23 protein-coding genes are annotated in these 25,206 nt (G+C 61.6%); 19 read left to right on the forward strand and 4 right to left on the reverse strand.

What is annotated here, in order from left to right:
• Positions 1-442 precede the first annotated feature (442 nt).
• From bchF to AC53L6_RS22790, 17 genes are all read left to right on the forward strand, one after another.
• Positions 443-943, forward strand: a complete 501-nt coding sequence (gene bchF / locus AC53L6_RS22710) for a 2-vinyl bacteriochlorophyllide hydratase (RefSeq protein WP_299606347.1) — start codon at positions 443-445, stop codon at positions 941-943.
• The gene (locus AC53L6_RS22715; RefSeq protein ID WP_496909489.1) at positions 940-2,280 is read left to right on the forward strand and encodes a ferredoxin:protochlorophyllide reductase (ATP-dependent) subunit N; all 1,341 of its coding nucleotides are present in this window, start codon (positions 940-942) and stop codon (positions 2,278-2,280) included. Before bchF ends, AC53L6_RS22715 begins: the two co-directional genes overlap by 4 nt.
• On the forward strand, positions 2,277-3,830 hold the full coding sequence (gene bchB / locus AC53L6_RS22720) for a ferredoxin:protochlorophyllide reductase (ATP-dependent) subunit B (RefSeq protein ID WP_496909490.1): 1,554 nt from the start codon (positions 2,277-2,279) through the stop codon (positions 3,828-3,830). Before AC53L6_RS22715 ends, bchB begins: the two co-directional genes overlap by 4 nt.
• The gene (locus tag AC53L6_RS22725; RefSeq protein ID WP_496909491.1) at positions 3,820-7,377 is read left to right on the forward strand and encodes a magnesium chelatase subunit H; all 3,558 of its coding nucleotides are present in this window, start codon (positions 3,820-3,822) and stop codon (positions 7,375-7,377) included. Before bchB ends, AC53L6_RS22725 begins: the two co-directional genes overlap by 11 nt.
• 94 nt (positions 7,378-7,471) lie before the next feature.
• Positions 7,472-8,371, forward strand: coding sequence for a ferredoxin:protochlorophyllide reductase (ATP-dependent) iron-sulfur ATP-binding protein (bchL, locus tag AC53L6_RS22730; RefSeq protein ID WP_299209859.1), 900 nt, complete (start codon positions 7,472-7,474; stop codon positions 8,369-8,371).
• On the forward strand, positions 8,371-9,051 hold the full coding sequence (gene bchM, locus AC53L6_RS22735; protein ID WP_299775626.1) for a magnesium protoporphyrin IX methyltransferase: 681 nt from the start codon (positions 8,371-8,373) through the stop codon (positions 9,049-9,051). The genes bchL and bchM overlap by 1 nt, the downstream gene beginning before the upstream one ends.
• Positions 9,048-10,472: a PucC family protein gene (locus AC53L6_RS22740; RefSeq protein ID WP_299606360.1), complete on the forward strand. Its 1,425-nt coding sequence runs from the start codon at positions 9,048-9,050 to the stop codon at positions 10,470-10,472. The genes bchM and AC53L6_RS22740 overlap by 4 nt, the downstream gene beginning before the upstream one ends.
• 25 nt (positions 10,473-10,497) lie before the next feature.
• The gene (puhA, locus tag AC53L6_RS22745) at positions 10,498-11,268 is read left to right on the forward strand and encodes a photosynthetic reaction center subunit H (protein ID WP_299209868.1); all 771 of its coding nucleotides are present in this window, start codon (positions 10,498-10,500) and stop codon (positions 11,266-11,268) included.
• 279 nt (positions 11,269-11,547) lie between these two features.
• Entirely contained in the window at positions 11,548-12,180 is a 633-nt protein-coding gene (gene puhB / locus AC53L6_RS22750) for a photosynthetic complex putative assembly protein PuhB (RefSeq protein ID WP_299209870.1), read from the forward strand.
• 5 nt (positions 12,181-12,185) lie between these two features.
• Positions 12,186-12,653: a photosynthetic complex assembly protein PuhC gene (gene puhC / locus AC53L6_RS22755; RefSeq protein ID WP_496909492.1), complete on the forward strand. Its 468-nt coding sequence runs from the start codon at positions 12,186-12,188 to the stop codon at positions 12,651-12,653.
• A gap of 20 nt (positions 12,654-12,673) precedes the next feature.
• Complete coding sequence (locus tag AC53L6_RS22760; protein ID WP_299209876.1) at positions 12,674-12,970, forward strand: O2-dependent cyclase accessory protein; 297 nt, start codon at positions 12,674-12,676, stop codon at positions 12,968-12,970.
• Positions 12,967-14,076, forward strand: a complete 1,110-nt coding sequence (acsF, locus tag AC53L6_RS22765) for a magnesium-protoporphyrin IX monomethyl ester (oxidative) cyclase (protein ID WP_496909493.1) — start codon at positions 12,967-12,969, stop codon at positions 14,074-14,076. Before AC53L6_RS22760 ends, acsF begins: the two co-directional genes overlap by 4 nt.
• A gap of 212 nt (positions 14,077-14,288) precedes the next feature.
• Positions 14,289-15,098: a putative photosynthetic complex assembly protein PuhE gene (gene puhE / locus AC53L6_RS22770; RefSeq protein ID WP_496909494.1), complete on the forward strand. Its 810-nt coding sequence runs from the start codon at positions 14,289-14,291 to the stop codon at positions 15,096-15,098.
• Entirely contained in the window at positions 15,088-16,302 is a 1,215-nt protein-coding gene (hemA, locus tag AC53L6_RS22775; protein ID WP_496909495.1) for a 5-aminolevulinate synthase, read from the forward strand. Before puhE ends, hemA begins: the two co-directional genes overlap by 11 nt.
• Positions 16,303-16,414: 112 nt before the next feature.
• Positions 16,415-16,864, forward strand: a complete 450-nt coding sequence (locus tag AC53L6_RS22780) for a c-type cytochrome (protein WP_496909496.1) — start codon at positions 16,415-16,417, stop codon at positions 16,862-16,864.
• Between the two features lie 199 nt (positions 16,865-17,063).
• The gene (locus AC53L6_RS22785) at positions 17,064-18,632 is read left to right on the forward strand and encodes an OpgD/OpgG family glucan biosynthesis protein (protein WP_496909497.1); all 1,569 of its coding nucleotides are present in this window, start codon (positions 17,064-17,066) and stop codon (positions 18,630-18,632) included.
• A 277-nt stretch (positions 18,633-18,909) separates the two neighbouring features.
• On the forward strand, positions 18,910-19,350 hold the full coding sequence (locus tag AC53L6_RS22790; RefSeq protein WP_496909498.1) for a hypothetical protein: 441 nt from the start codon (positions 18,910-18,912) through the stop codon (positions 19,348-19,350).
• Positions 19,351-19,659: 309 nt separating this feature from the next.
• Here the strand turns inward: AC53L6_RS22790 and AC53L6_RS22795 are convergent, their stop codons facing one another.
• From AC53L6_RS22795 to AC53L6_RS22810, 4 genes are all read right to left on the reverse strand, one after another.
• Positions 19,660-19,962 (reverse strand): transcriptional regulator, encoded by a 303-nt coding sequence (locus tag AC53L6_RS22795; RefSeq protein WP_496909499.1) that lies wholly within the window; start codon positions 19,960-19,962, stop codon positions 19,660-19,662.
• Positions 19,962-20,966, reverse strand: a complete 1,005-nt coding sequence (locus AC53L6_RS22800) for a hypothetical protein (protein ID WP_496909500.1) — start codon at positions 20,964-20,966, stop codon at positions 19,962-19,964. The genes AC53L6_RS22795 and AC53L6_RS22800 overlap by 1 nt, the downstream gene beginning before the upstream one ends.
• A gap of 207 nt (positions 20,967-21,173) precedes the next feature.
• Positions 21,174-21,674 carry a DinB family protein gene (locus tag AC53L6_RS22805; RefSeq protein ID WP_496909501.1) on the reverse strand — a complete coding sequence of 167 codons (501 nt, stop codon included), beginning with the start codon at positions 21,672-21,674 and terminating at the stop codon, positions 21,174-21,176.
• Positions 21,667-22,350, reverse strand: coding sequence for a hypothetical protein (locus tag AC53L6_RS22810; protein WP_496909502.1), 684 nt, complete (start codon positions 22,348-22,350; stop codon positions 21,667-21,669). Before AC53L6_RS22810 ends, AC53L6_RS22805 begins: the two co-directional genes overlap by 8 nt.
• Before the next feature lie 490 nt (positions 22,351-22,840).
• Here AC53L6_RS22810 and AC53L6_RS22815 point away from each other — a divergent pair, with 490 nt between their 5' ends.
• Positions 22,841-24,145 carry an AAA family ATPase gene (locus AC53L6_RS22815; protein WP_496909503.1) on the forward strand — a complete coding sequence of 435 codons (1,305 nt, stop codon included), beginning with the start codon at positions 22,841-22,843 and terminating at the stop codon, positions 24,143-24,145.
• Positions 24,142-25,206: ParB/RepB/Spo0J family partition protein (locus AC53L6_RS22820; RefSeq protein WP_299209908.1), on the forward strand; the 1,065-nt coding region annotated here is incomplete at its 3' end. The genes AC53L6_RS22815 and AC53L6_RS22820, both read left to right, overlap by 4 nt.

Genomic DNA, 25,206 nt, shown 5'->3' on the forward strand with positions numbered 1-25,206 from the left:
AATCTGACGTGCGCCCGAGGGTCCAACGACCTGACGATCCTTCAGGATAGAAATAACCTCACCGGCCAACGACTCGTGGTCGTAGCTGTGCCCGTACACATAACGGGAAGTGCCAAATGGGTCGTCCTGCGTCATGGATTACCTCGATCCGTGTGAACGCAATGAACGGTTCTGGCGCGTCAGAGCCGTGGAAACAACAAAAGTGTCTGCCCGAACACACACAATGTCAACTCAATTTGACAGCAGCACGATGTCACAGACCTATGCGCGCCTCTGAGCAGCGCAGCTTAATTCAGAAAAGCGGGGCTTTTTCACACCCATACAGGTTGCAGCGATTAAAAACTGTGCGCCAAGATGACAGTCAGAGTGTAAGTTATAATTGACACTTTTCCCTCCCACCCGATACGCTGAACCCGTGACGCAAAGGGAGAGGCGCAACACAATGTCCATTCGGACACCCCCACATGCAGCACCGGTCGGGCTCTATACAGCCGAGGAACGCGCGCGTCGGGATGCCACCATCTGGACCCCGGTTCAGGGCATTCTCGCACCCCTCCAATTCGCGGTGTTCCTGATCTCCCTGACGCTTGTCATCCGCTACCTGTCTACAGGGGAAGGATACGCCGCCGCCACATGGTCCATCGTCATCAAGACGGGCGTGCTTTACCTGATCATGATCACGGGTGCGATCTGGGAAAAAGTCGTTTTCGGCCAATATCTTCTCGCCCCTGCCTTTTTCTGGGAAGACGTGTTTTCCTTCCTCGTGATCGCCTTGCATACGGCCTATCTCTGGGCGCTGTTCTCCGGTACCCTGGAACCCGTCCCGCTGATGTGGCTCGCCCTCGCCGCCTACGGTGCCTACGTCATCAACGCCGCCCAGTTCGTGCTCAAGTTGCGCGCTGCCCGATTGCAGGCATCTGCAATGCAGGAGGCACCGGCATGACCGAGCTTCCCCGCCTCCCATCGGCAGGTGGCTGCCGCGAGACACCGATTCTCAAACAGCGCGGTCAACGCGAGGTGTTTTGCGGTCTGACGGGAATCATCTGGCTGCACCGCAAAATGCAGGACGCGTTCTTTCTGGTGATCGGCAGCCGCACCTGCGCCCACCTGCTGCAATCGGCAGCAGGCGTCATGATCTTCGCCGAACCGCGCTTCGGCACCGCGATCCTCGAAGAAACCGACCTCGCCGGTCTAGCCGATGCACAGGATGAGCTCGACAAAGTCGTGGATGAACTGCTCACCCGCCGCCCCGACATCAAGCAACTCTTCCTTGTCGGCTCCTGCCCCTCCGAGGTGATCAAGCTGGACCTCGCCAAGGCGGCCGAACGCATGACCCAACGCCACGCACCATCGGTGCGGGTGCTGAATTTCTCCGGCTCCGGTATCGAAACGACCTTCACCCAAGGCGAAGACGCCTGCCTCGCCTCCATGGTGCCCGTCCTTCCCAAAACAGACGAGCGGCAACTGCTGCTGGTCGGCGCCCTGCCCGACGTGGTTGAGGAACAGGCCATCGGCCTTCTCGAAGCCATGGGCATCGGCCCGATCAAGGTCCTGCCCGCTCCCCGCGCCGACAGCGACCTCGGCATCGGCCCAAACACCGTCTACGCCCTGACCCAACCGTTCCTCGGCGACACGCATGACGCGCTGACCCGCCGTGGGGCACGCCACATCCCCGCCCCCTTCCCTTTGGGCGAGGAAGGCACAACCCAATGGCTCGCCGCCATCGCCACGGAATTCGGCGTCGCACCCGACCTGTTCGAACAGGTCACCGCCGCACCCAGCGCCCGCGCCCGCAAGGCCATCGCCCAGGCGGCAGAGGCGCTGAACGGCAAGTCCATCTTCTTCTTCCCTGACAGCCAGCTCGAAATCCCTCTGGCCCGCTTCCTGACCCGTGAATGCGGGATGGAAGCGATCGAAGTCGGAGCGCCCTTTGTCCACAAAGGCATCGTCGGCCCCGACCTCAACCTGCTGGCCGAAGGTCCCACAATTTCAGAAGGACAGGACGTCGATCTGCAACTCGACCGCGCCAAGGCGGCCAAACCCGACCTCACCGTCTGCGGCCTCGGCCTCGCCAACCCATTGGAGGCTGAAGGTCTCGCCACCAAATGGGCCATCGAACTCGTCTTCACTCCGGTCCATTTCTACGAACAGGCGGGCGACCTCGCGGGCCTCTTCTCCCGCCCAATCCGCCGCGCCGGACTTCTCAAACTCGACCCAGTTTCTTCTGACGGCAAATACGACGGGGGTGTGGGGGCTGGCCCCCACGCAGATGGCCCATGAAGCTCACCGTCTGGACATACGAAGGCCCACCCCATGTCGGCGCCATGCGCGTGGCCACCGGCATGAAGGACCTGCACTACGTCCTGCACGCGCCGCAGGGCGACACCTATGCCGACCTGCTCTTCACCATGATCGAGCGGCGCGACCACCGCCCGCCGGTCACCTACACCACCTTCCAAGCTCGTGACCTCGGAGCCGACACGGCCAACCTGTTCAAACAAGCAGCGCAAGACGCCTACGACCGGTTCAAACCGCAAGCCATCATCGTTGGTGCCTCCTGCACCGCCGAGCTGATCCAGGACGACCCCGGCGGCATGGCCGAAACCATGGGCCTGCCCGTCCCCACCATCCCGCTGGAACTGCCCAGCTACCAGCGCAAGGAAAACTTCGGCGCGGACGAAACGTTCTTCCAGATCGTCAAAACGCTGGCTCGTCCGATGGAACGCACCAAACAGATCACCGCCAACCTGATCGGCCCTACAGCACTGGGCTTCCGCCACCGCGACGATATCCAGGAAGTGATTGCGCTGCTCTCCGACATGGGGATCAGCGTGAATGTCGTGGCCCCCATGACCTCGTCTCCCCAAGACATTGCCTGCATGGGGGCCGCGCATTTCAACGTGTTGATGTATCCCGAAACCGCAGAAAGTGCCGCGCGCTGGATGGAGCGGGAACTGGACCAGCCCTACACCAAGACCGTCCCAATCGGCGTCGGCGCCACCCGCGACTTTATCAACGAAGTCGCCAAGATCACCGGCAAGGATGCTTATCTCGACACCTCCCGCCTGCGCCTGCCCTGGTACTCAAAATCCGTCGACAGCACATATCTGACCGGCAAGCGTGTCTTCCTGTTTGGCGACGGCACCCACGTGCTCGCCGCCGCCCGTATCGCGCAGGACGAGATGGGGTTCGAGGTCGTAGGCATGGGCTGCTACAACCGCGAAATGGCCCGTCCTGTCCGCGCCAAGGCCCGCGAAATGGGGATCGAGGCAACGATCACCGACGACTACCTCGAGGTTGAGCGCGTAATCGAAGCGCTGCAGCCCGAAATGATCCTCGGCACCCAGATGGAACGCCACATCGGCAAACGGCTCGGCATCCCATGCGCCGTTATCTCGGCCCCCGTCCACGTGCAGGATTTCCCCGCCCGCTACTCCCCCCAGATGGGGATCGAGGGGGCCAACGTGATCTTTGACACATGGGTCCACCCGCTGGTCATGGGGCTGGAAGAGCACCTGCTGCACATGTTCCGCGAGGATTTCGAGTTCCACGATGCGGCCGGTCCCTCGCACCATGGCGGCCATGCGCCAAGCCCAACCGATGCAGGGGGGCCAGCCCCCCAGCCTGCGGCTTCCCCCCGAAGTTTATCTGGCAAGATGAATGAAGGATCCGTGATCTGGCTGGCTGATGCCGAGAAAGAGTTGAAGAAGATTCCGTTCTTCGTACGCGGCAAGGCCCGCCGCAACACCGAAATATTCGCCAACGAACGCGGTGTCGCTGAAATCTCCGTCGACACACTCTATGAAGCAAAGGCCCATTATGCGCGATGATACGCACATAAACGGGCGCATGCCCGGCTACCGCGTGGTGATCATCACGTTGGACAGCCATGCCGCCGGCCCGGCCCGACGGGCCATGGATGCACTGGTGTCGGACTACCCGGGCCTTGATCTGCAAATACATGCCGCCGCCGAATGGGGTGAATCTCCCGAGGCCTTCGAGGCCGCCGAAGAGGCCGTGATGAATGGCGACATCATCATCTCGAACCTTCTGTTCCTCGAAGAACATGTGGCCCGAATCCTGCCTGCGCTGAAAGCGCGCCGAGACACCTGTGACGCGATGGTCGGGGTCATAGCCGATGCCGAAGTGGTCAAGTTGACCCGCATGGGCACGCTCGACATGCAAGCCCCGCCCTCGACCATGGGCAAGTTGATGAAGCGGTTGCGTGGCTCCTCCAAACCCTCGACCGAGGACGGTGCCAAGAAGATGCAGATGCTGCGCCGTCTGCCCAAGATCCTCAAATTCATCCCCGGCAAGGCGCAGGATCTGCGCGCCTGGTTCCTAGTCATGCAGTACTGGCTCGGTGGCTCCGACGACAACGTGCGGGCGATGATCCAGTTCCTGCTGAACCGCTACGCGACCTCTGCCGATTGGGCGAACGGGCCCGAAGCGGCCCTGCCCATCGACTACCCCGACACAGGCCTCTATCACCCCGATCTGCCGCAGCGCATCACCACTGATGCCGCCGATATCCCCGGTCCCAAAGGGGCGGAGATGACCGTGGGCATCGTCATGCTGCGCTCCTACGTACTGGCGGGCGACACGGCACATTACGACGGCGTCATTCGCGCGTTTGAGGCCCGAGGCATGCGCGTTCTGCCCGCCTTTGCCGGAGGGCTGGACGCCCGCTCTGCCATCGACGTCTATTTCAAAGGTCAGGTGGACGCGCTTGTCTCCCTGACCGGTTTTTCGCTGGTGGGCGGCCCCGCCTACAATGATAACGAAGCAGCCATCGACGTGCTGGCAGACCTCGACGTGCCCTATCTTGCCGCACACGCGCTGGAATTCCAGACGCTCGGCCAGTGGGCGGGCAGCACGGGCGGCCTCGGCCCCATCGAAACAACAATGCTCGTGGCTCTCCCCGAGTTGGACGGGGCCACTTGCCCCACCGTCTTTGGCGGGCGGCTTGGCCCCGAAGGGTGCAATGGCTGCGCCCATACCTGTCAGGCAGGCGAACCGAAGGCGATGGTGCCTTGCGTCGAACGCATCGACAGCCTGGCCGAAAAAACCCTGCGCCTTGGTCGCCTGCGTCGAAAAAAGAATGCCGAGAAGAAGGTTGCCGTCGTCCTTTTCGGTTTCCCACCCAATGCGGGCGCTGTGGGAACAGCTGCGTATCTTTCTGTTTTCGAAAGCCTTTTCAACACGTTGAAAGCCATGCAAGCACGCGGCTACACGGTCGATCTGCCAAAAAGCGTGGACGCCTTGCGCGCCCAAGTCTTGCAAGGCAACGCCGCGCAGTACGGTCAGGAGGCGAATGTCGCCGCCCATGTGGATGCCGACACCATCGTTCGCACCACGCCGCCGCTTCACGCCATAGAAGCCGTCTGGGGCCCTGCGCCGGGCCGCATCCAATCCGACGGGCGCGGTGTGTTCGTGCTGGGCAAGGAACTAGGCAACGTCTTCATCGGTGTCCAGCCCGCCTTTGGCTACGAAGGCGACCCGATGCGGTTGCTGTTCGAGAAAGGCTTTGCCCCGACTCACGCCTTCACCACTTTCTATCTTTGGCTCCGCAACACCTATCAGGCTGATGCGGTGGTGCATTTCGGCATGCACGGCGCGCTCGAATTCATGCCTGGCAAGCAGGCCGGCCTTGGGGCACAGGACTGGCCGGACCGGCTGATTGGCGAGATGCCGAACATCTACCTCTATGCCGCCAACAACCCGTCCGAAGCGTCGCTGGCCAAGCGCCGGTCCAACGCCGTGACAATCACGCACCTGACGCCACCACTCGCGCAATCCGGTCTCTATAAAGGGCTGGCGGAGTTGAAAGACTCCCTCTGCCGCTGGCGCGAGATGGACGGTACTGACCCTGCGCGGGTTGAGCTGGAACAGTTGATCGCAGAACAGGCCGAAGCCGTGGACATGGGAGGCACGCCTGCCGAAGCGCTGTGGCTGAAACTGCTCGAAACCGAAGACGCGCTGATCCCCGAAGGTCTGCACGTGGTCGGCCAACCGCTCAGCGATGTCGCGCGCACGGAATACCTCAACCTCATGTCCCACGCGGATGAAGATGCCCGCGCACGTGTGGACGCCCTGCTGCAGAACGAAACTGAACTCAGCGCCCTGATGGCTGCGCTTGATGCGCGTTACATCAAACCGGTGCCCGGCGGTGACCTGATCCGCTCGACCGACATTCTGCCCACGGGCCGCAACATCCACGCCTTTGATCCGTTCCGCATGCCCACGGCTTTCGCCTGCCGCGACGGGATGAAACAGGCACAACTGCTCTTGGACACGCACCCGACCCTGCCCCGCTCGATCGCACTGGTGCTGTGGGGGTCCGACAACATCAAATCCGACGGCGGCCCCATCGCGCAGGCCCTCGCCCTCATGGGCTGCACCCCGCGCTTCGACAGCTTTGGCCGTCTTGCCGGGGCCGACCTGATCCCACTCACGGACCTCGGCCGTCCCCGCATCGACGTGATCATGACCCTCTCGGGCATTTTCCGCGACCTACTACCCCTGCAAACCCGGATGCTGGCCGAAGCCGCCCTGAAATGCGCCGAAGCCGATGAACCGCTGGATCAGAACTACATCCGCGCCCACGCACTGGCCTATGCGGAGGCGCAGGGCGTGGATCTCGCCACCGCTGCGCTGCGCGTCTTCTCGAATGCCGAAGGGGCCTATGGCTCAAACGTGAACCAACTGGTCGACAGCTCCGCCTTCGGGGACGAGGACGAGTTGGCCGACGCCTATGAGACGCGCAAAAGCTTTGCTTACGGCGTCGATGGCAAATCCGCCGCGAACCCCGCGCTCCTGCAAAAGGCGCTCGCAGATGTGGAGGTTGCCTACCAAAACCTCGAATCCGTCGAACTGGGTGTCACCACGGTGGACCACTATTTCGACACGCTGGGCGGCATCGCCCGCGCGGTGAAACGCGCGCGGGGGTCAGAGGCATCGGTCTATATCGGCGACCAGACTCGCGGCAACGCGACCGTGCGCACGCTCAAGGATCAAGTGGCGCTCGAAACCCGCAGCCGCGCACTGAACCCCAAGTTTTTCGAAGGGCTGCTGAAACACGGCGCCGAAGGTGTGCGGCAGATCGAGGCGCATATCACAAACACCGTCGGCTGGTCCGCCACCACCGGACAAGTGGACGACTGGGTGTACCAGCGCATCTCGGAAACCTTCGTTCTGGACGAAGAGATGCGGCAGCGCATGGCCGATCTGAACCCCACCGCCTCGTCCCGCATGGCAAACCGCCTGCTGGAAGCATCCGACCGCGATTATTGGGCACCCGATGCCGAAACGCTGGCCGCGCTCCAGGATGCCGCCGATGCGCTTGAGGACAAGCTCGAAGGGATCGCAGCCGAATGACTCTTTACACGGACACATACCGCGGGAGCCTCCAGCGGAAGTTTATTTCGCAAGATGAAGCAGGGGATCTTTCCCCATTCGAAAGGAGGGGCGCATGAGCCCACTCGACAGAAACCCACCCGTCCTGCGCGGGCAAGACGGCGAAGGATCGGTGCAAGTGCACCAGGACGCCGATGCACAGATCACCGGAGCCAAGGTCTTCTCCGTCTACGGCAAGGGCGGGATCGGCAAATCGACCACATCGTCCAACCTGTCGGCCGCCTTTTCCAATCTGGGCAAGCGCGTGCTGCAGATCGGGTGTGACCCCAAGCATGACAGCACCTTTACCCTGACCGGACACCTGCAACCAACTGTGATCGACATCCTCAAAGAGGTCGACTTCCACCCTGAAGAACTGCGCCCCGAGGACTTTGTGACCGAAGGCTACAATGGCGTGATGTGTGTCGAGGCCGGCGGGCCGCCTGCGGGCACCGGGTGCGGCGGTTATGTGGTCGGCCAGACCGTGAAGCTGCTGAAGCAGCACCATCTGCTCGAAGAAACCGACGTCGTGATCTTTGACGTGCTGGGCGACGTGGTCTGCGGTGGCTTTGCCGCCCCGCTGCAACATGCCGATCGGGCGCTGATTGTGACAGCCAACGATTTCGACAGCATCTATGCCATGAATCGCATCATCGCCGCGGTCCAGGCGAAGTCCAAGAACTACAAGGTGCGTCTTGCCGGCTGCGTCGCCAACCGCTCGCGCGAGACAAACGAGGTGGACCGCTACTGCGACACCGTCGGCTTCAACCGCATCGCGCATATGCCCGATGTGGATGCCATCCGGCGCAGCCGCCTGAAAAAAAAGACCCTGTTCGAGATGGACGACGAGGATGACATCGTGCGCTGCCGCGCCGAGTACATCCGCCTTGCCGAAACCCTCTGGAACGGGACCGAGGGGCTGGCCCCGGCCCCCATGGAAGACCGCGATATCTTTGAACTGCTCGGATTCGATTGATGGACTACGGCTCAACCCGCGCCCGGGTCGAAGACTATTTCGACCGCACGGCGACCAAGACATGGGAGCGTCTGACCTCGGACGCGCCTGTGTCGCGCATTCGGGAAACCGTGCGGGCGGGTCGGGATCGGATGCGGGATCTGATATTGAGCCGCCTGCCCGATGACCTGCGTGGGGCACGTATTCTGGATGCCGGATGCGGCCCCGGCGTGGCAACCATCGCACTGGCGGAACGCGGGGCCACCGTGGTCGCCGCCGATATCTCGCCCCAACTGATCGATATCGCCCAACTGCGCCTGCCCCATGATCTGCAAAGCCAGGTGACCTTCCATACCGGCGATATGCTGGACCCGAAATTGGGCCAGTTTGATGCCGTTATCGCGATGGACAGCCTGATTTACTACACGGCCTCCGATATCGGCGCGGCACTTGCAGCACTCGAACCGCGCGTGAGCGGGCCTATCGTCTTTACGGTCGCGCCTCGCACACCTGCGTTGATGGCGATGTGGTACGCGGGCAAGGCCTTCCCTCGCTCAGACCGCTCGCCCGTGATGATCCCGCACGCGCATCCGAAACTCATGAGCGCTGCCAAATCCGCGGGAGTCCGCCGTATGCTGCGCCCGGTCGACCGGATCACCAGCGGCTTCTACATCTCCGAAGCGATGGAGCTGCGGCCATGAGTGCGCTCAAGCATCTCTCGCTCAAGGCACTGCCTTTTGCCGATGCGGCGTCAGATGACCTGCCGATGGGCCAGCTTCTGCGCCTTTCGCTGTTCCAGGTGTCGGTCGGCATGGCCTCGGTCATGCTGCTCGGTACACTCAACCGCGTGATGATCGTGGAATTGTCGGTGCCCGCCATGATCGTGGCGGTCATGATCGCGCTGCCCGTGCTCTCGGCCCCCTTCCGGGCGCTGCTGGGCTTCCGCTCCGACACGTACCGCTCCGCCATCGGGTGGAAACGCATCCCCTATATCTGGTTCGGCGCGCTCTGGCAGTTCGGCGGCCTCGCCATCATGCCCTTTGCCCTGCTTGTCCTGTCGGGCGACACGGTGCACGACATCCCCTTCGCGGGCGAAGTGCTGGCGGGCCTCGCCTTCCTGATGACGGGCCTTGGTATCCACATGACCCAGACCGCCGGACTGGCCCTCGCCAGCGACCGGGCGACAGACGAAACCCGCCCCCGTGTCGTGGCGATGCTTTATGTCATGTTCCTTGTGGGCATGGGCATCTCCGCCCTGATCATCGGTGGTTTGCTAAACAATTACAGCAGCTTGACACTGATCCGCGTGGTGCAGGGCTCCGCCGTCGTTGGCGCCGTCCTCACCTTCATCGCTCTCTGGAAACAGGAAAGCGTGAACCCGATGACCCGGGCACAGCGCGAAGCACCACGCCCGCTGTTCCGTGAGGCGTGGACAGATTACGCCGCCGGCGGCAAAGCCGGGCGACTTCTGGCCTGCGTCTTTGTCGGCACCATGGCGTTCAACATGCAGGACGTGCTGCTCGAACCCTATGGCGGCGAAATCCTCGGGCTGTCGGTGTCGGCCACGACAATCCTGACGGCGCTCTGGGCGGCAGGCGCGCTGACGGGCTTCATCTGGGCGGGTCGTCGGCTTGCAAAAGGGTCAAACTCCTACCGTTTGGCCGGGGCAGGCATCCTCGCGGGCATCTGGGCCTTCAGCCTCGTGATCTTCGCCGCCCCCATGCAAGCCAACCTGCTGTTCTACGCGGGCGCAACACTGATCGGCTTTGGCGGCGGACTGTTCGCCGTCTCGACCCTCACCGCCGCCATGGCGATGCCGGCAAAAGGCGTCGCAGGGCGCGGCCTTGCCCTTGGGGCGTGGGGTGCAGCGCAGGCCACGGCAGCAGGCGTCGCCATCGCCCTCGGCGGCACGCTGCGCGACTGGATCGGCGCCATCGCGATGTCGGGGGCCTGGGGCGAAGGCCTCGCCACGCCCACCACCGGATACTCTTTCGTCTATCACCTAGAGATTGGCCTTCTCTTCGTCACTCTCGTCATCCTGGGACCGCTTGTGCGCACTTCGGGTCCCCTCACCGAACGGAAGGACGCGGGCCGCCTGGGCCTCGCGGATTTCCCCACATGACCTTCTCCAGGAAAGGACATCTGTCATGACCGCAACATTCTTTGGCGAATTCGACCTCGCGTCGCTGGCGCTCTGGTTGTTCTACATCTTCTTTGCCGGGCTGATCATCTGGATCCAACGCGAGAACATGCGCGAGGGTTATCCACTGGAAGACGACGAAGGCAACGCCTCGTCCAATTCCGGCCTATTCCCCCTGCCTGAGGACAAGAGCTTTGAACTGCCTCACGGGCGTGGCACCGTGACCGTTCCGTCGGGCCAAACGCCCGAACGCGCCGACATTCCCATGAAGCGCACCGGCCCAGGCAATGGTTACCCGCTTGAGCCCACGGGCGATCCGATGCTCGATGGCGTTGGTCCGGCCAGCTGGGCCCCGCGCCGCGACGTGCCCGAGCTTGATGGCCATGGCCACCCCAAGATCATCCCGATGTCGGCCAATGACAGCTTCCGCTTTGCCACGGGCCGCGACCCGCGCGGGCTGCCACTGATGTCCGGGGACGGCGAGGTTGTAGGCAAGGTGGTCGATATGTGGATCGACGAGCCCGAGCAGCTTGTGCGCTATCTCGAATACACGCTGGACGCCAAATGGGGCACGGGCAATCGTTTGGTGCCGCTGACACTGGCGCGGATCAAATCCGACCGGGTCGTCGTGCGCACGCTCTATGGCAAGCACTTTGCCACCGTGCCGCAGCACGCAAGCGCCACGCAGGTGACCATGCTCGAAGAGGAAAAGATCTGCGGCTACTACGGCGGCGGTGTCCTCTATGCCGACAGCAGTCGGCAAGAGCCCAAGCTCTGATGCAACACGCGCGCGCTATATCCTGGCAAGGCCCCGGGGCATCCCGGCGGCTGGCGCGTGCGCGTTTGCAATCAAGCGACAAGGGACGCGCCCGACCCTGGGTGGGCGCTCTCGACATGATTTCTAGACACTCTGACTGCTGCAAGGCGTTCGCGAGTTCGATGCGTGACATAACCCATGCGCCCTCCCGGGGGGAGGGTCGGGCGCGGCCCGGGGCTGAACCCCGGGCATACCAGTTCAAATGCAAGACCCCCGAAACCAAGAAAGGGAACGTGCGCCATGTCCCATGATGATTTCGCAATAGAGCCTATCGAAGGACTCCCCGAACGCCCACCCGAGGGCGAACAGATCCTGTGGCAAGGCAGGCCCGACACCCTCGCGCTCGCCCGCGAGGCACTGAACCTGAACTGGATCATCGGCTACTTCGCCATCCTCGCCGCATGGCGGTTCATATCGGTCGTCGACCTGTTGCCGATCGGACAAGCGATCGGGGCGACCCTGCCTGTCGCGATCCTCGGGCTGGTGGTTTGCGGCCTGCTCTATGCTATCGCGCTGATCCAGGCGCGGGCGACCATGTACACGATCACCACGTCGCGGATCGCGATGCGTATCGGGGCGGCCCTGACACTCACGATCAACCTGCCCTATCGCGAACTGGGCAACGCAGCGCTCGATTTGCGCAAGAACGGGACGGGCACCATCGCGCTCGACACCACAGGTCAGACCAAAATCAGCTACCTCGTCCTCTGGCCCCATGCACGGCCTTGGCGGTTCGGCAGCACGCAGCCCGCCCTGCGCTGCATCCCCGATGCCGAAAATGTCGCCCGCATCCTCGCCGACGCGGCCGAAGCGCGGATCACAACACCCCAAATCACCCGCGTTGCCCCCGGCGGCGCCGTCGCGGCGGAGTAAGCGCCATGTCACACGCCGACAGCCCCCGCATCCACGCCAAAGAGGACGAACTTGTCCCGCGCATCCTGATCCGCGCGGTCCTCGCCCTGCTGCTCATTGTCCTTTCACTGGTCACAATTGCCACCCTCACGGACCGACCTCTCGAAAGCACACCGCCGCAAACAGAAATCATCACGGAACGCGCGATCTTCCTGTCCGGTGATGCTTCGGGGGCGGCCCGCGTGCTTGATGCACACGGAACGGTCCTGGCCGACTTCGCATCGGACAAAGGCGGCTTTGTCGCCGGCATCGAACGCGTGATCGCGCGCGAACGGGGCAAGATCGGTGCAGACCTCGCCGCCCCGGTGCTGCTGCGCCTGCGCGACGGCAACCGCCTGTCCCTCTACGACCCCGAAACCAACTGGAGCGCCGAGCTGATGGGCTTTGGCGCCGACAATCTCCGCACCTTCGCCAGGTTGCTGAGCAAACCCTGACCCAGAAAGGAAGCCACCTCATGGGACTACTGACAAAGGACATTGAACGTGCCCCGTGCACAGTCGAAATCAGCCACAAATTCGAAAGCCTGCACGCGCATGTGCGGTTCAACAACGGCGCCGTGATCTATCCCGGCGACGAAGTGCAAGTGCAAGGGCCAGAAATCATGGCCCCCTTCGGTGAAATCGTCACCGAAGACCGCGAGGCCGTGATCGTCCGCGCCTCGGGCCTCGAACGGCTCTGGACCCGCCTGACGGGCGATCTCGAAGTCATGGAACTCTGCGAATTCTCCTTCTCCGAAGAGGTGACGCTATGAATGTTCGACACAGCAAACACACCGCCGACGCCACTTCGGTCGAGGAAGGTCTGGCCATCGCCCAAGCGCAGGACGAACAATTCACGTCCGAATTCGCCACCGAAACGGCCATGCAGAACACCCTGCTGACACCGCGCTTCTACACCACCGACTTTGACGAAATGGACGCAATCGACGTGTCCCCGGTGCGCGAAGATTGGGACAAGCTGATCGCGCAAATGGAATCCGACCCGAACAAGGGCCACTTCAAGAAAAACGAAGACTGGGACACCGTCGATTGGGACGGGATGGAACCGGAGCTGAAAAAGGAATTCATCGACTTCTTGATCAGCTCCTGCACAGCCGAGTTTTCGGGCTGCGTGCTCTACAAAGAGATGAAGCGACGCGGCAACAACGAGGACATCACCCAGCTGTTCCAACTCATGGCACGGGACGAGGCGCGGCACGCGGGCTTCATCAATGATGCCCTGCGTGAGGCTGGCTTGCGCGTGAACCTCGGGTTCCTCACGCAGAAGAAAAAGTACACCTACTTCCGGCCCAAGTTCATCTACTACGCCACCTACCTGTCGGAAAAGATCGGCTACGCCCGCTACATCACCATCTTCCGGCACCTGCAGGCGAACCCCGAACACCGCTTCCACCCGATCTTCAAATGGTTCGAAGAGTGGTGCAATGACGAGTTCTCTCATGGCGAAGCCTTTGCCCTGCTGATGAAGACGGACCCGAAACTGACACGCGGCCTGAATGTCTACTGGATCAAGTTCTTCCTCACAGCGGTCTACGGCACGATGTATGTCCGCGATCACCAGCGCCCGGCCTTCCACAAGGCCCTCGGCGTCGATCCCGACTGGTACGCACACGAGGTGTTCACCAAGACCTCGAAACTGTCAGAGCAGATCTTCCCCATCACGCTCGATATCGATCACCCCCGCTGGCAACGCCAGTTGGAGAAGCTGCAAAAGGCCAATGTCGACATGGCAGAGGCGAAAGGGCTGAAAAAGATCGGCGCACAGCTGCGGGCCGCTGCGGCCTTCTTGGCGCTCTACACGATCCCGGCGAAAAAGCACGTTGTGCCTGCGTCAACCCGCTTGGAGCCAGCCTATTGAGCCACGCCATCTGGCATAACTGGGCAGCACATCAGCCAACCCTCGCGCCCGGCGGCACCGCCGGGCAGCGCCCGCCCCCCCCCCCGGAGGGCGCTATTGGCGATGTCGTTCACAGCACACACGACATCCATGCTTTGGGAAACACGCACAGATCAAATGGAGCAAAGCGCCCCCCAGGTCGGGCGCTGCCCTCTGTACTTTGGGGGCAGCCTATGACCCCGTGGATCGCCGCCCTCATCGCCCTGTTCATCTGGTGGTTCTCCACCGGCACCATCCTGATGGCGGTCAAATACGCCGACCGTTCCGGCGAAAGGGCGCGGCGCGCCACGACAATCGCCGCCCTGCCCCTCATGGCCTTGGGCGCTTACGGCACCTACTGGTCCATGACGCAAACCGATATCCTTGGCACCTATGTCGCGTTCCTCTCGGCCCTCGCCCTCTGGGGCTGGATCGAACTAGCCTTCCTGACGGGCGTCATCACAGGCCCCAACCGCATGCCCCTGCCCCCGCACAAGGCCGAATGGGAACGGTTCATCCGCGCATGGGGCACCATCGCCTATCACGAGATGCTGCTGACAGCCGCCCTGATCCTTCTGGGCCTCACCCTCTGGCACGCGCCCAATCCGTTCGCCTTCTACACCTTCGCGGTGCTCTTCTTCGCCCGCGTCTCAGCCAAGCTGAACCTGTTTCTTGGCGTCCCCCGCATCCACGTGGATTTCCTGCCAGAAGCACTCAGCCACCTGCCTAGCCACTTCCGCACGGCCGGCATGAACTGGCTCTTCCCCATTTCGGTAACGGCGCTCACCTTCGCCGCCGCCTGCTGGCTCGAACGGCTCTATGCCGCCGACACCATGGGCGCAGTGACGGGCTTTGCCCTGTTGACCGCCCTCACGGCCCTCGCGGCCCTCGAACATTGGGTGATGGTCCTTCCCATCCCCGACGAACGGCTCTGGCGCTGGATGCTGCCTGCGCCCAAACCAACCAAGAACTCGACACCACAAGGGGGACATCATGGACTTTGATGTATTGTTCCAAAGCCAAATCGACGCGCTGAAGGACGAGGGGAACTACCGCATTTTCGCGGAACTGGAACGGAAGGCCGGGGCCTTTCCCAAGGCCAAGTGCCACGACCCTGAAGCCCCCGATGAAGTGACGGTGTGGTGTTCAAACGACTACCTCGGCATGGGCCAGCACGAAAGCGTCACCAAGGCGATGAAAGACGCGGTGGACCTCTACGGCGCAGGCGCAGGGGGCACGCGCAACATCTCGGGCACGAACCACGCCCACAAGCTGCTCGAAGCGGAACTGGCTGACCTGCACGGCAAGGAAAGCGCGCTCCTGTTCACCTCGGGCTACGTGTCGAATTGGGCTGCCCTCTCGACACTGGGCAGCCGCCTGCCCGACGCCGTGATCCTATCGGACGAACTCAACCACGCGTCCATGATCGAAGGCATCCGCCACTCACGGGCCAACAAGGTGATCTGGAAACACAACGATCCCGAAGACCTCGACCGCAAGCTGGCGTCCCTCCCAGCCAACGCCCCCAAGATCGTCGCCTTCGAATCCGTCTACTCCATGGATGGTGACATCTGCCCCATGCAGGAAATCGTCGAAGTCGCCGAAAAGCACGGCGCCATGACCTATCTGGACGAAGTGCACGCCGTCGGCCTCTACGGCCCGCGCGGCGGCGGCATCTCGGAACAGGAAGGGCTGGCCGACCGCATCACCCTGATCGAGGGCACACTTGGCAAGGCCTACGGCGTGGTGGGCGGCTACATCACCGGCTCAGATGCGATGTGCGACTTCATCCGCTCGTTCTCAAGCGGCTTCATCTTCACAACCGCCCTGCCGCCTGCCGTCGCATCAGCGGCGCGTACGTCCATCCGCCACCTCAAGCAATCGGACCAGGAACGCATCGAACAACGCAAACGCGTCGCCTACCTGCGCAAACGGCTGGACCAGGAGGGGATCCCTCATATGGACAACCCCAGTCACATCATCCCGGTGATGATCAAGGACCCGGTCAAATGCCGCATGCTGTCGGACTACCTGATGCAGCGCTACGGAATCTATGTGCAGCCTATCAACTATCCCACGGTCCCCAAAGGCACCGAGCGGCTGCGGTTCACACCGTCCCCCCTGCACAGCACGGATGATATCGAACACCTCGTCATGGCGCTAAAAGACCTATGGAAACAGTGCGCTATTGCCCATGCCGTCGCCTGACAGGGGAAAACCCGCCTACATTTCCCAACGATACGGGGATCAAGTCAAAGTTACTGTTGACTTGATCACGAAGCCGCTACGTTCTTGCGAAGAACTTTGGAAGGAGATTCACATGTTCCGCACACTTGCCATCGCAGCAGCAACCGCCACGCTGGCCGTGCCCGCATTCGCAGACGGCCACGCAGCCTCCGGCGACGCCGCCGAAGGGGAAAAGGCATTCCGCCAATGCATCTCGTGCCACGTCGTCCAGAACGAAGCAGGCGATACACTCGCAGGCCGCAACGCCAAAACCGGCCCGAACCTTTACGGCATCGCCGGGGGCCAGTTCGGTATGGTCGAAGATTTCCGCTACTCCGACATCAACCAGCTCGCGGCCGAGATGGAAGACCTCGTGATCACCGAGGAAGTGTTCGTGGCCTACGCCCAGGACCCCACGGCCTACTTGCGTGAGGTCACCGGCGACAAGGGCCGCAGCAAGATGACCTACAAAGTGCGCAAGGAAGAGGATGCTGTGAACCTCTATGCCTACCTCGCCTCGCTGCAAGCCGACGGTGGCAGCTAAGCCGAACCCGGATACAGTCAACAAAGGCCGTCGGACACCCGGCGGCCTTTTTTATGTGTGGCGCATTCCCGCCGATTGGGCTGGGCAATGGCGGTGATGTGAATGCCCGCTGGCCAAAAGTGACAACAAGGGACTGGACGCCACCGCACGGGCTTTGCATCTGTCACCCGTTGGATCACACCGAACCAAAAGGACAACAATGGCCCTCACAGCCCACATGACGCGCCGCAGCGCCATTGTCACGCTTCTGGCAGGCGTCGCCCTGCCACGAACGGTGCTTGGCCAAGCCACAGGGCAAGCGTTTTCCTTCGATTGGCTCAAGGCGCGGATGCAGGCGCGGGCGCAAGAGCCTGACACGCCGCCCCCACCATTGGACAATTTCCTCCAGAACCTGACCTATGACGACTACCGCAATATTTACTTCCGGCCCGAGGCCGCGCGCTGGTCCGACAGCCCCCTACCCTTCCATGTCTCGTCCTTCCATCCCGGCTGGCTGTTCAAGGAACCGGTGCAAATCCACGAAGTCACGGATGGCACCGCCCGCCCCCTCACCTTCTCGACCGACGACTTCGAATACCGCAACGATGTGGGCACACGCGTGCCAGACCACGCAGAACTGTCAGGCATCGCGGGCCTGAAGCTGACCTATCCCCTGAACACGCCCGACAAGTTTGACGAAGTGGTCACCTTCCTCGGCGCCAGCTATTTCCGCGCCTTGGGCCGCGGCAACAGCTACGGCCTCTCGGCCCGCGGCCTCGCCATCAACACATGGCTGAACGGGCCCGAAGAATTCCCCCGCTTCTCCGAATTCTGGCTGGAAAAGCCCAAGGTCACGGACACGGCGCTGACGATCTACGCGGCCCTCGACAGCGCCTCGGTCACCGGCGCCTACAAGTTCACGATCACACCGGGCGACGACACCACCATGGACGTCGAAGCAACCCTGGTCTTCCGCGAAGCGGTCCCACAACTGGGCCTCGGCCCCCTCACCTCCATGTTCTACTTCGCCGAACATTCCGAACGGGATTTCGACGACTTCCGCCGTCAGGTCCACGACAGCGAAGCGCTCAAGATCATCCGCAAGGACGGCAACGTGATCGTGCGCCCTCTCAACAACCCGCCCCGCGTCTCAAGCTCCTACTTCAATGAACCGAACATGGCCCAGTTCGGCCTGATCCAACGCGACCGCACCTACGAGGACTACCAGGACGCAGGCGCGCGCTATCACGACCGCCCGTCCGTGATGATCGAGCCGCTGAACGACTGGGGACCGGGCATCGTGCGCCTGGTGGAAATACCCGCTGATCTAGAGATCGACGACAACATCGTTGCCTTCTGGGTGCCCAGAAACGCCCCACAGGCCGGGGAAAGCCGCACATACGCCTACCGCATGCACTGGGGTGACCTGCCGCCCTCAGGGGATCTGGCGTGGGTACAGGGCACGCTGGCTGGCATCGGTGGCCCCTCGGGCGTGCCACTGGACAACCCCAACCTGCGCAAATTCGTCGTGGACTTTCAGGGCGGCACACTCGGCACGATGCCCGAAGATGCCGATGTGTCCCCGATCATCACCCACTCCGCCGGAGAGGTCGAAGGCATGGTCCTGCACAAGGTCACAGGCGCAGCGGTGACAACATGGCGCCTGTTCATCGACATCGACGGGCAGGATCACGACCTGATCGAACTCACCGCCCACGTCGCCGATGACACACAACGGCTCTCGGAAACATGGGTCTTCCAATGGCTGCGGGAGGTCGCACCCACCTAAGGTGCGCCCGCGCACCATTTGCGATCCCGAGTACGGCAAAGTGGCATTCTCCTGATCCCCCTTCATTTCGCCAAACAAACCGCCCCCGCAGGGCCGGTTGTCATCCGCGCTTGGAAACAGAACAGGTTCTGAAAGCGTGGCAGACATCGCACACGTCAAAAAGAAGGGCGGTAATCGCTTAAGTAGAGTTGAACTAAGGTTCAAAAGCTCACAATTTGCCGCCGACAATCCAGCGCTCAGGAAACTGGCCATCTGGTTGAAATCGAAAGGAAATGACGTGCGCAAAAATCTTTGTATCATTGCGATAGCAGCCATAGGTCTCGCGGCCTGTGTGACACCACCACCTGCAGGCAAGATTAGTGACACCGCCGTCGCTCAGACCACCCTCTCTATCGCCGCACAGGCGGTCGACATTTGTGGCCGCACTTTCCCGAATGTGACCGGAGCAGCTGACGCGCTGCAACGGGCAGGATTTTCAGAAACCGCAGAGCGCTTCGAAAACGGCAACGAGCTGGACGACCCAAGCCGTCAGGTGCGCGTACAAGTGGGCGAGCGGCCCGTAAACGGCGGTCGCAAAGAACATGTTTGCCTGATCTCGGTTATCGGCATGACACCCGCGCAAGGCTTTGCACTGGCTCAGCCGTGGGTGCAGCGGTACGGCGCGATCACCAATGTCGAAGCTGGTCAGGGGCTGTCGTCTCGTGCAATTCAGGCTTAGCGAAGTGAGACGCCCGACCGCATCGCCTTTATTGCAGCCAACAAGGCGAACAACGCATTCCGTCAGGCAGGGGCATCCGTCCGATTGATCTTAATCCAATAAGGGGCTCAAAAGAGCGGTCCGGCGCTGAACGATGTAACCGTTGAGAAGAGCGCAACCGCCACCCAAAAAACCGCTAAAACTTCAATGGCAAGACGCATGCGGTTCAGGTGCTTCTCCGCAAACCTGAACCGTGAGCACCCCACCTTTCAACGGACGTGTTCTGGACGGAAACTGATGGCAGAGCCCAACATCGGCAAATCCATCGGCTCAACTCGGTGGCGTCGCAGCCTTGCAGATCTCCCTCATGACATCGATGTACTTACGAAACGCCGTCGCTCCGCTTTCCGAGAGGCGATAGACCGTATGCGGCCGCCCCTCGAGCACCATTCGGCTGTGCAAGTACCCGGCAGCGCCAAGTTTTTTCAGGTGGGCATCCAGATTCCCATCCGTGATGGAAAGCGACACCTTCAACTGAGAAAAGCTTGGCTCCCCGACGTACAGAAGTAAGCATAGCCGCGTTCTGACAGGTTGATGGAAGATCGCATCGGGGGCCGGTGGAACCGACTGCATCAGACTGTCCGGCGCGCGAATTGCGCGGCGTCCTCGTTCCAAGTCCAGATTGCATCGGACGATGCGATTTCAACGCCACCCAGCCAGCCATCGCGCTTCATCAGACCAAATGCATCTTCCTCTCCGTTCAAAACCCTACGCCCCACCTCCGTGAGGCTCACGCGCTGGTCGTCAAATGTTGGTGGCGCTTCTGATGTGAACGAAGGAAAGCGAAACGAGGATGGTTCACACGCCGCAAGGCCAGCCGCACATAGGGAGCCTATGATTTGGTACGTTGGCCAATCCCCGATGAAGAGTGCGGTTTCCATGTCCATGTTCTGCAAGAACAGTCTCTTTGGGTTGCTGACATTTTGGCCCATCAAACTCAGCACTTGCGTCTCTGTCCGGGTCAATCCGGTTACCGCGTTCAGGAATTCTTCAAAATGACGCTGGAGTGCGGCCGCTAAAAAGGACAGTTCGCGCAGATCATTGTCCAGAAACGCCAATAGGTCATTTGGATCACTGGACCGAAATGCCGCCCAACCCGCGGCTGCCAGTTTGAGCATTGTCTCGGTCACCGGTTGCTGCAACGGGACGAGCGATGCCATCTGGTCTGCATTCAGCTGTCCAATCCCCTTGAAATCCGGCTTTTCGGCAAACCGATCGATGCAGATCATGTCCAGCCTGATGTCGTCCATAGGCGCTCGCGAGAACCAATCGAGGATTTGCAGAATTTGAAGTTGGTCGAGCAGGTCATGTTCGAACCATAACGTCACCTTGTCGTAGCCTGGCGCGGCTTTCAGATGTCGGTCCCTGAGTTGAAAATCGCGTTTGACATCTGTTGCGTCAGAATCAGGACCAGCGAGGTATTCTGCGCGGAGATTCCCCAGTTCAGAAAGGGACAGCTTGGCCGGAAACGGACCATGATGCATGGGATCACGCCACGGCAAAACGTCGCCAGGCACGGTGCTTTGCTTGATGGTGTCCGCGGCACCATCGCCATTCGTGATGTTCAGGGTTTTCATCGCAACCTCATGGGCTCAAATACTCTGTAACACAGAGTTACTCTGCGACTCAGAGTAACTTGTCAAATGATTTTTCGAAAGTCGCTGGTTCAATCACCGATTGCGGAACAAACTCCACCCAGTTTCTTCTGACCAGAAATACCACGGGGGAGGCGCGCAACGCCGGGGGCAGAGCCCCTAACCGTAAGGCGCATCCTGATGCGCCCCCTACCCCAACATCGGCAAGTCGGTCGGCTCAGGACGCGCGCCGGCCGCCGTCAACATTCCATGAATCTGCCCACGATGATGGGTCTGGTGATTGAACAGATGCGCAAAACACACCGCCACCGGTTTCTCAACCCGCGTGTTCTCTCCCCCAGGATACCACGCAATCACACCTTCCAAATCGGATGATGCAAGACCTTCGGCCCACGCCAAAATCTCCGCATCCCGCTCAGTGCGCAACGTCTTGAACGCGCCCCAATCTCGCGGCGCCTCCAAAGACACAGGCACGCTCAACTCAGGCCGCACATCCCCGGCAAAGCGGGCCAGCCACAGCGCATCATCCCACAGCACATGATTGAAAGTGGCCGCAATAGAGCCGAAAAATGCCCCCCGATCCTGCCACCGCTCCGCATCACTCAACCTATCTGCGGTCGCCACAAGCGATCCGTTCTGCCAGGCGTTGTACCGCGCCATCAGACGCAGATGCTCTACAAACTCAGACAACGATCCGCACCTCGCTCACATCGCCATCCACTTCGCGACACGCCGCCAGCACGCGCCGCTCCAGATGCGTCTGCACATAAGCCCCGTGAAAGCGCGACGGCGCGCGCAGGGTCAATCGCCCCCCTGCCCGCTCAACCCGCTCCAGCCCGGCAATCCACGACGCGTACACGCCGGCATCCTCCGCATGCAGCACCGCCTGCGCCAGCGCCCACTCCGTCCCCTTCGACACGTCCGGCGCAGCCACGGCCCCTTTCACCGGCAAAGACACCACCTTCGGCGCCTCCTCCTCCGCAGCCCCCATACGCAACTCGAAATCCGGCCCCACAGCCGCCCAATACGCCTCCGTATCCAGCAACACACGCTCCAGATCCAAACCATGCTCAGATACACGCCCCCGCGCACCCTGTCGCTTCACGACCAACCAGCCCCGGGCACGCAACAGCGCCATTTCGCGTTTCACCGTGCGCTCGTCCACAGACCACAGCCGCGCAATCTCGCGCTGCCCCACGGCCAGCTCGTCCCGCGCCCAGTTGTAGCGCGCCGTGATCAGCGTCATCAGCCGCAGCACCCGCCGCTGCTCGTGCTTGCCCTGCGCCAACGCGAACGCACCCAAGGCTGTCAGAATATCGTATTTGCGCGCAGACGCGCCCCGGCCCACCGGCCTCAGCGTTTGCATCACTGCCCTCATTTTTGAAAACTGTCCGGATTACACCGAACAACACCTGCCAACGGTGGGTTTCCCCGCGGTTCTGGCCGCTTTTCCGTCTCTGCCCCTGATTTGCGTCCGAAGCTGCGATTCTGTCAAGGGCGGATGTGGATAACCTGTCAGACCCAAACCCATTTTAGAAGAAAAACAGGTTTAAATGGTATTGGGGGACATCCTGTTTGTCCCCTATTCCAACCTTTTTGTCACCCAATAGATGGTGGAAGGCAAAAAACTGTCCCCCCAAATCTGGTCGGTCAACACAGCGGTCGCGTCCATCACAGAATCACAACCATTGCACCTGCTTCCATGACGCAACGCCCGATCTGTCCCCGCGGGGACAAGCATATTCCCCTTTTGCTTTTTCCGCAAAATCAGCGTAAATCTGGAAATGAGCAGAATTAGCGTCCCCACGGGGCCAAAAAACCACCTGTCCCCGCGGGGACAAACGTACAGGCAGCGCATGTTCACGCACACAGACCTCGCCCAACTCCAGGCGCAATCCCTCAAAATGCAGGGCTTCATCCGCCAGCAAACCTACTCTCCCGAGAGCAAAAAAACGCTTCGCCGCTTCTCAAGCTGGGAGGTGGCGGAACTCATCTTCAAAGCCAACCAATCCACCCTGCGCGGTCGCCTCGGCGCCGACCCCTCCCTGCCCCAGGGCGTCGTCGAAGAAGACGGCCGTCAACGCTGGTACACGCTCGAAGAAATCAACGAGCTGCGCCGCCGGATCAAGGTGAACCGCAAATCGCTCATGCCCTACCGCCCTGCAAACAAGCGTGCCATCCGCGCCGCCATCGCCAACTTCAAGGGGGGCGCGGGCAAGTCCACCACAGCCCTCCACTTCGCCCACGCCGCCGCCCTCGACGGCTACCGCGTGCTCTGCGTCGACTTCGACCCGCAGGCCACGCTCAGCCACTCCATGGGCCTTTCCGATGTGGCCGAAGAATACACCGTCTGGGGCATCATGGCGCGCGACTTGGGCCATGAAACGGACCGCATGAATTCCGCCCTGCGCGGCGCGGAGTCGGGCACCGCCCTGCCCCAACGCAAACTGCCCGCCGCAATCACCGACATGGGGCTGAACGACCTGCGCGCCAGCGACTTCATCAAGCCAACCAACTGGCCCACAATCGACATCGTGCCCTCCTGCGCCAACGCCGCCTTTGTCGAGTTTGCATCTGCCCAATACCGGCACATCAACCCCGAATGGTCCTTCTTCGCCGCTGTCTCGCGCTTCCTCGATCAGATCGCTCCAGACACTTACGACCTCATCCTTTTCGATTGCCCGCCCGCCATCGGCTACCAGTCCATGAACGCGGTTTTCGCCGCCGACGTTCTCTACATCCCGTCCGGCCCCGGCTACTGGGAATACGATTCCACCACGTCCTTCATCGGCCAGCTCTCTGAAGCGCTCGAGGATCTCTCCCGCTTCAACGGCCTTGTCCCCGCGGGGACAATGACCCTGCCCAAGTCCTTCCTCGACCTTCGCTTCCTGCTCACGCGCTTTGAGCCGGGCAACGAACTCCATCGTGCCATGCAGGGCGCGTTCCAAAAGGTTTTCGGGGATCGCGTCTGTGAACACCCGATCGAGATGACCCGCGCTGTCGAACAATCCGGGCGGTTCCTCAGCAGTATCTACGAAATGGACTACCGCGATATGACCCGTGAAACCTGGCGCCGCGCCCGCGCCTCGTTTGACCGGGCCTATGAAGAATTCAAAACCAACCTGGGAACAGCCTGGGACCAACTGGAGGATGAGGCATGAGCAAACGCCGCGTATTCGACATCGACTTCGAACCCGACGCGGGTCCCGGGCCCGAAACTGCACCAGACACCCCTGCCCCGGCCGCTGAGCAAACGCGGCGTGGCCCTATGGCCGCTGCGATCTCGGAAAACGCTACAGCGCTCAGTGAACGCCATACGGCGGAGGCTGAAATCCGGGCCGAGAATGATCGCCTTGCACACGAATATGTGTCTCTAAAAAGGGACGGAGCCATCGTGGCCCGCGTTCCCCTCGGGGACGTGGCGATGAAAAAACTGACCCGCGACCGCAGTACAAACCGCGACCCAGACCTTGAAGAGTTAAAGACCTCGATCCGCGACCTCGGCCTCTCGAATCCGATCCAGGTCGAAGACACCGGCGACGGCTACGAACTGATCCAGGGCTTCCGTCGTCTCAGCGCCTACAAATCTCTCTACGAGGAAACGGGTGACGACAAATACGCCTCCATCCCCGCCGTCCTCGTGGCCAAGGGCGAGGCACTCGAAAAACTCTACCGCCGCATGGTCGACGAAAACATGGTGCGGCGAGATATTTCGTTCGCCGAGATGGGCCAGCTTGCCGCCAGCTATGCTCGCCAGATGGACCTCGAATTGAACGACGCCATAGCCGTTCTTTTTGCCTCTGCCGGACGGCAAAAGCGTCACTACATAGGCAGTTTCAGTCTCTTGATGGACAAACTGGGACCCCGCCTGCAGTTCCCCGAAGCGATCCCCCGCGCCCTCGGTCTGAAGCTGATCAAGGCACTGGAAGAACAGCCGCGTGCTGTTCAACAACTGAACGTCCTGCTTGAGCACCAGAAACCCACGGATGCGGTGGCCGAGCTGGCCGTTCTGAACAAGGTCGTGGCGCCCAAGCCCGTCAGTGAACAGACAGCACCTTCGACCTCCTCCAAGACCACGATCAAACTGAACCGCAAGGCGGGTGCGGTGAAGGTCATCGGCGCCAAGGGGAAGATCGAATTGCAGATGAACCGCGACTTCGGATCGGTCGACCCCCGCAAGCTTGAAGCCGCAGTGCGCGCCCTTCTCGACCAGCTCGATCTG

The organism is Tateyamaria sp. LSS28 (genome assembly GCF_059611725.1).

Coding starts and splice junctions, on each gene's coding strand:
- hemA (WP_496909495.1), top strand. CDS start 15,088: ATGGACTTTGATGTATTGTTCCAAAGCCAAATCGACGCGCTGAAGGAC.
- puhB (WP_299209870.1), top strand. CDS start 11,548: ATGTCCCATGATGATTTCGCAATAGAGCCTATCGAAGGACTCCCCGAA.
- AC53L6_RS22815 (WP_496909503.1), top strand. CDS start 22,841: ATGTTCACGCACACAGACCTCGCCCAACTCCAGGCGCAATCCCTCAAA.
- bchF (WP_299606347.1), top strand. CDS start 443: ATGTCCATTCGGACACCCCCACATGCAGCACCGGTCGGGCTCTATACA.
- bchM (WP_299775626.1), top strand. CDS start 8,371: ATGGACTACGGCTCAACCCGCGCCCGGGTCGAAGACTATTTCGACCGC.
- AC53L6_RS22780 (WP_496909496.1), top strand. CDS start 16,415: ATGTTCCGCACACTTGCCATCGCAGCAGCAACCGCCACGCTGGCCGTG.
- puhA (WP_299209868.1), top strand. CDS start 10,498: ATGACCGCAACATTCTTTGGCGAATTCGACCTCGCGTCGCTGGCGCTC.
- AC53L6_RS22810 (WP_496909502.1), bottom strand. CDS start 22,350: ATGCAAACGCTGAGGCCGGTGGGCCGGGGCGCGTCTGCGCGCAAATAC.
- acsF (WP_496909493.1), top strand. CDS start 12,967: ATGAATGTTCGACACAGCAAACACACCGCCGACGCCACTTCGGTCGAG.
- AC53L6_RS22800 (WP_496909500.1), bottom strand. CDS start 20,966: ATGAAAACCCTGAACATCACGAATGGCGATGGTGCCGCGGACACCATC.
- AC53L6_RS22785 (WP_496909497.1), top strand. CDS start 17,064: ATGGCCCTCACAGCCCACATGACGCGCCGCAGCGCCATTGTCACGCTT.
- puhE (WP_496909494.1), top strand. CDS start 14,289: ATGACCCCGTGGATCGCCGCCCTCATCGCCCTGTTCATCTGGTGGTTC.
- bchL (WP_299209859.1), top strand. CDS start 7,472: ATGAGCCCACTCGACAGAAACCCACCCGTCCTGCGCGGGCAAGACGGC.
- AC53L6_RS22795 (WP_496909499.1), bottom strand. CDS start 19,962: ATGCAGTCGGTTCCACCGGCCCCCGATGCGATCTTCCATCAACCTGTC.
- bchB (WP_496909490.1), top strand. CDS start 2,277: ATGAAGCTCACCGTCTGGACATACGAAGGCCCACCCCATGTCGGCGCC.
- AC53L6_RS22740 (WP_299606360.1), top strand. CDS start 9,048: ATGAGTGCGCTCAAGCATCTCTCGCTCAAGGCACTGCCTTTTGCCGAT.
- AC53L6_RS22725 (WP_496909491.1), top strand. CDS start 3,820: ATGCGCGATGATACGCACATAAACGGGCGCATGCCCGGCTACCGCGTG.
- AC53L6_RS22760 (WP_299209876.1), top strand. CDS start 12,674: ATGGGACTACTGACAAAGGACATTGAACGTGCCCCGTGCACAGTCGAA.
- AC53L6_RS22715 (WP_496909489.1), top strand. CDS start 940: ATGACCGAGCTTCCCCGCCTCCCATCGGCAGGTGGCTGCCGCGAGACA.
- puhC (WP_496909492.1), top strand. CDS start 12,186: ATGTCACACGCCGACAGCCCCCGCATCCACGCCAAAGAGGACGAACTT.